Annotated in this window: 2 protein-coding genes and 3 tRNA genes; 1 reads left to right on the forward strand and 4 read right to left on the reverse strand. The window is 41.2% G+C overall.

Going from position 1 to position 2,855, the window contains the following annotated elements; genetic code table 11:
• Positions 1–427 precede the first annotated feature (427 nt).
• A complete protein-coding gene (locus JIG41_RS01920) occupies positions 428–1,846 on the forward strand; it encodes a sodium:alanine symporter family protein (protein WP_199524192.1) in 1,419 nt (472 codons plus the stop codon).
• A gap of 17 nt (positions 1,847–1,863) precedes the next feature.
• Here JIG41_RS01920 and JIG41_RS01925 read toward each other — a convergent pair whose 3' ends face one another.
• The 4 genes from JIG41_RS01925 to JIG41_RS01940 all read right to left on the reverse strand — a co-directional run bounded on the left by JIG41_RS01925 (position 1,864) and on the right by JIG41_RS01940 (position 2,795).
• On the reverse strand, positions 1,864–2,325 hold the full coding sequence (locus JIG41_RS01925; protein WP_036969311.1) for a hypothetical protein: 462 nt from the start codon (positions 2,323–2,325) through the stop codon (positions 1,864–1,866).
• Positions 2,326–2,506: 181 nt separating this feature from the next.
• Positions 2,507–2,593: transfer RNA gene (locus JIG41_RS01930), tRNA-Leu, on the reverse strand.
• Between the two features lie 34 nt (positions 2,594–2,627).
• Positions 2,628–2,701, reverse strand: a tRNA-Cys gene (locus JIG41_RS01935).
• Positions 2,702–2,719: 18 nt separating this feature from the next.
• A tRNA-Gly gene (locus JIG41_RS01940) sits at positions 2,720–2,795 on the reverse strand.
• Between the last annotated feature and the right edge of the window lie 60 nt (positions 2,796–2,855).

The following is a 2,855-nucleotide window of genomic DNA, read 5'->3' on the forward strand; positions in this document are numbered from 1 at the left end:
TCAATCTGTACGAGTGCCCACACAGATGATTGCTTTATATTGTTAAAGAACGTTTCGAGTTGCTTTCGCGTCTCGAGGGATGCGTATAATACATCCTTAATTTTTCGAGTCAACACTTAATTTTAAACTTTCTTTCGAAGATTTAAAACCGAAGTTTTTCTTAACTCTCAGCCACGTTGTTCAGCGTCTTTCGTTGCTGCCCGCCGTGTCAGTGAGGTCGCATTATAGGGAGATGGATTTTTTACGCAAGCACTTTTCTTACTATTTTTTAATTATTTTTAAATACGTTAGATACCTACTAAGTACCAACATCTTACCCACAAAACCCTGTGGATAACTCTGGTTTTTTAACAGAATTACTAAACTATCCCTCTATGTTGTGGTAAGTTGCGCCGCAGATTTTCCACTCGCTCACAAGGCATGTAAAATGACAGATATTATAAATAGTATAAGTGGCCTACTTTGGGGTCACATTCTGGTTTACCTATTAATAGCTGCGGGGCTATTTTTTACTCTTCGACTCGGTTTCATTCAATTCACCCAATTTCCCCATATGATCAAGGTTATGTTTCATAGCCGCCAAGGTTCAGGAGAAGGCATCTCCTCTTTTCAAGCTTTTTGTACTTCTTTAGCAGCTCGCGTTGGTACAGGTAATATGGCGGGTGTAGCAGTTGCACTTTATTTAGGGGGCGCAGGTGCTATTTTTTGGATGTGGTTGATTGCTTTAATTGGTATGGCAACCAGTTTTGCTGAAAGTACACTTGCGCAAGCTTATAAAACGGTCGATGAAGACGGTAACTTTCGAGGTGGTCCTGCTTATTATATGGAATACGGTTTAGGTAAACGTTGGATGGGCGTGATCTTTTCGCTGTGTTTGATCCTTGCCTTCGGCCTTGTATTTAATGCTGTACAATCTAACTCTATCGCTGCAGCGTTTGATGTCGCGTTTGGTATTCCAAAGTATATTGTCGGTATTACGCTTGTGCTTGGTTCAGGCATTATTATTTTTGGTGGTTTAAAGACAATTTCTCGATTCGCAGAGATGGTTGTTCCCTTTATGGCGCTTGCCTACTTACTCGTTGCACTTTATGTCTGTGCAATCAACTATGAATTATTACCTAATGTGTTTATGCATGTAATTAATAGTGCATTTGGACTTGAACAAGCAGGTGCAGGTGCTATTGGTTATGGCGTGATGCAAGCAATGATCCAAGGTATAAAACGTGGTTTGTTCTCAAATGAAGCAGGTATGGGTAGCGCCGCGAATGCTGCTGCAACAGCAACACCTAATCCGCCACACCCAGCTTCACAAGGTTATGTACAAATGCTTGGCGTCTTTGTTGATACCATTATTATATGTACAGCCACAGCGGCTCTTATTTTATTATCTCAACAATTAATCCCAGAATCAGGGGTTACGGGTATTGCACTGACACAAGCAGCACTTGAGGAGCATGTTGGAAGTTGGGGCGCAACCTTTGTTGCAATTGCGATTTTATTCTTTGCATTCACATCGATAGTTGCCAATTACTCATACGCTGAAACAAATCTATTATTTCTAGAACATAACCACGCTGCAGGTATAGTGATCTTCAGATTATTAGTGCTGGGTATGGTAATGTTTGGCGCACTTGGTGAGTTACCTATTGTCTGGACTCTCGCTGATATATCCATGGGCCTTATGGCTATCGTCAACGTTATTGCGTTATTTATGTTGTCAGGTGTCGTAATTTGGCTTGCTAAAGACTACAACACCCAACGTAAAGCGGGCAAGCTACCCACGTTTGATCCGTCACAAAACGAAAAATTAAATCAAACAATACCAAAAGGTGCTTGGCGTAAGTAAGCTTGATAGGTGTTTGCTTAATTTAGTGTCGTATTTTCAGGGAGCTGTTCAGCTCCCTTTTTTGATTCTGCAAGCTTTTCAAAAACCGTGAGTAAGAATGTAACTTGCTGTTCGGTTAACGTTACTTTTAGCTTTTCTGTTAACTGAGCTTTGACTTTTGTTTTAAGGGCTTGCTTTTGTTCTGCCGAAAATAGCGGCTGAGTTTGTTGTTGGTAAGATTGCACTGCCGTGAGCACTTCCATCACCACTTCATTGTCAAAATCAACAAGTGCTGTTTTCGCTTTTTCGAGAGCTTGTTCTGTTTTATCAAATGCCGTTGAGACTTTTTTGACTAACACACTGACTTCATGAATCTTCAGTACGTCATTGATGTTAGACATGATAATCGCAACCGGAATAAGAACAAGCGCAATGGCGAAACATACACCAAACACTGCGCCTACCCAAAACTGATTTAAACCACGTTTAAATTGTTCCATTATCTGTCCTTGATACTTTATGAATAATACCACTGATAATGTAAGGAAATTTAACGCATACATTAATCAAGTAGCCATAAACAAACTATAAAGCTATTTTGGAAATAACAAAACTAATTAGAGTAAATAAGGAAATAGAAATAAATATGAAATAGAGTAGATATAAACTTTGAAGTATAAATGGTGCCCGGGGCCGGACTTGAACCGGCACGTCCTTACGAACGAGGGATTTTAAATCCCTTGTGTCTACCAATTCCACCACCCGGGCATCGGGTCGCTCTAAGAGCATGTGGAGTATTAAATGGAGGCGGAACCCGGAGTCGAACCGAGGTAGACGGATTTGCAATCCGCTGCATGGCCACTCTGCCATTCCGCCTTATCGCTTCCAAATAATTGGAGCGGCACACGAGGCTCGAACTCGTGACCTCAACCTTGGCAAGGTTGCGCTCTACCAACTGAGCTAGTGCCGCTTTTCTTTATCTTGTGGGCTATGCCCTCTCAACACGGACGCATTCTACAGAGATTATTAA

The organism is Pseudoalteromonas sp. bablab_jr011, assembly GCF_016464045.1.
Lineage (GTDB): Bacteria > Pseudomonadota > Gammaproteobacteria > Enterobacterales > Alteromonadaceae > Pseudoalteromonas > Pseudoalteromonas lipolytica.

Bases quoted from the DNA above. Each gene is read 5' to 3' on its own strand.
- JIG41_RS01925 (WP_036969311.1), bottom strand. From the start codon at position 2,325: ATGGAACAATTTAAACGTGGTTTAAATCAGTTTTGGGTAGGCGCAGTG.
- JIG41_RS01920 (WP_199524192.1), top strand. From the start codon at position 428: ATGACAGATATTATAAATAGTATAAGTGGCCTACTTTGGGGTCACATT.